General features: G+C 71.5%; 2 protein-coding genes. One reads left to right on the plus strand and one right to left on the minus strand.

Annotation, left to right across the window (positions count from 1 at the left end; genetic code table 11):
• A partial coding sequence (locus tag DYI42_RS23810; RefSeq protein WP_213549608.1) for an alpha/beta hydrolase occupies positions 1-815 on the minus strand: 815 nt, incomplete at its 3' end.
• A 161-nt stretch (positions 816-976) separates the two neighbouring features.
• On the opposite strand from DYI42_RS23810, the gene DYI42_RS23815 reads away from it, so the two are divergent.
• A partial coding sequence (locus DYI42_RS23815) for a phosphatase PAP2 family protein (RefSeq protein ID WP_213549609.1) occupies positions 977-1,640 on the plus strand: 664 nt, incomplete at its 3' end.

The following is a 1,640-nucleotide window of genomic DNA, read 5'->3' on the forward strand; positions in this document are numbered from 1 at the left end:
GCGTTGAGGCGGGGCAGCAGGGAGGCGTCGGAGAGGGCGGCGCGGTAGAGCGAGAAGACGCCGGGCGCGAGGTAGGTGGAGCCGTGGCAGATGCGCCGCGCAGGCGGGCCGACCGGGTGACCGAGGCGCGAAAGCGCGGCGCGGGTGGCGGGGCAGGAGAGGGGCAGATCGGTCCAGCGGGGCAGGGTGCCCATGCCCCGGCCCATGGCGGGGCGGCCGGGCCGAGCGGGGGCGAGCGCATATTCCAGCAGCAGGTCGAAGGGGCGGTTTTGCGCGGAGGTCACGTTGAGGAAGTCGGCGGCCTCGCCCGCCGGGCAGGCAGCGGCGCGGGCGGCGCGGTGGCGGAACTCGGCGGCAGCCAGCAGGATGGCGCGCCGTGCGGCGCCGGGGCTCAGGTGCGGCAGGGCCTGAAGCGCGACACGCGCGCCAAGCGAGTGGGCGACCAGGCTAATCCGGCGCGCGGGGGCCAGGGTGGCGGCGAGGTCGACCAACTCGGCCAGCGCCCGCCCCGCGCGGGCGGCGCGGTGGTAAGCCGCCCAGATCGAGCCGCGACTCTCCCAGCCGAAGCCGAGGCAGATCGGGGCCCCTTCCTCGCCGAGGCCGAGGCGCGCGGGCCAGCTCCAGCTTCCGCCCAGCCCGAAGAGCGAGCTGTGCGGGCTGCGGGCCGGATCGCGGGGGGAATACTGGAAGCCATGGACGAGCACGGCGATGGGCGCCTCGGGCGCGGCCTCGGCCAGCGCAGAGCGCAGGCGGGCGGTGGTGCCGGCGGGATCGGCCAGCCTCTCACCATCGGCATTGGCATGGGTCAGGGGCATCGGGGCATTCCCACTGCAACTGGGGCCACAACATCTGGGGGTTTGATGCCCAGAGTTTACAACGGCAGCATTAAGCGCCGGTTACAGATGCGTGACAGGGCAGAGGGATCGGGCAGGGATTTCACAGGGAACGCGCCGTGGTGCCCGCGCGTTCGGCTTGCATGATCGGCACGGCACAGGCACGCCGGCGGGTGGCCCGCTGGCTCAGGGACAACGTTGAACTGCGCGCTCTCATTGGCCTTGTGCTGGTGATTGGCGCAGGCTGGGGCTTTGCCGAACTGGCCGATGAGGTTATCGAAGGCGAAACCCGTGATCTCGACACCGCCCTGCTCATGCTCCTGCGCGCGCCCGGTGACCCGCAAACGCCGCTCGGGCCGCTCTGGCTTCAGGAAATGGGCCGTGACTTCACCGCTTTGGGCGGCGTGCTGGTGCTGACCCTGGCGACGGCGGCGGTGGCCGGGTTTTTCCTGATGCGGCGGCAGGTTGGCTCGGCGGTCTATCTGCTCTCTTCGGTGGGCGGGGGCATCCTGCTTTCGACCCTGGCGAAAGAGCTGTTCTCGCGCCCACGCCCTGACCTCGTGCCCCATGGCTCCATCGTGATGACCTCCAGCTTCCCCTCGGGCCATTCGATGATGGCCGCCGTGACCTACCTGACACTGGGCGTGCTTGTCGCCCGCGTGTTGCCGGAGCGGCGGCTGAAGGTCTACGTGCTGGGGCTGGCGGTGGTGGTGACCGTGATGGTCGGGGTGAGCCGGGTGTATCTTGGCGTGCATTGGCCGACGGATGTGCTGGCGGGCTGGCTCGCCGGGGCGGGCTGGGCGATGG

Source organism: Vannielia litorea (assembly GCF_018424695.1).
In the GTDB taxonomy this organism is placed as follows: Bacteria; Pseudomonadota; Alphaproteobacteria; order Rhodobacterales; family Rhodobacteraceae; genus Vannielia; species Vannielia litorea_A.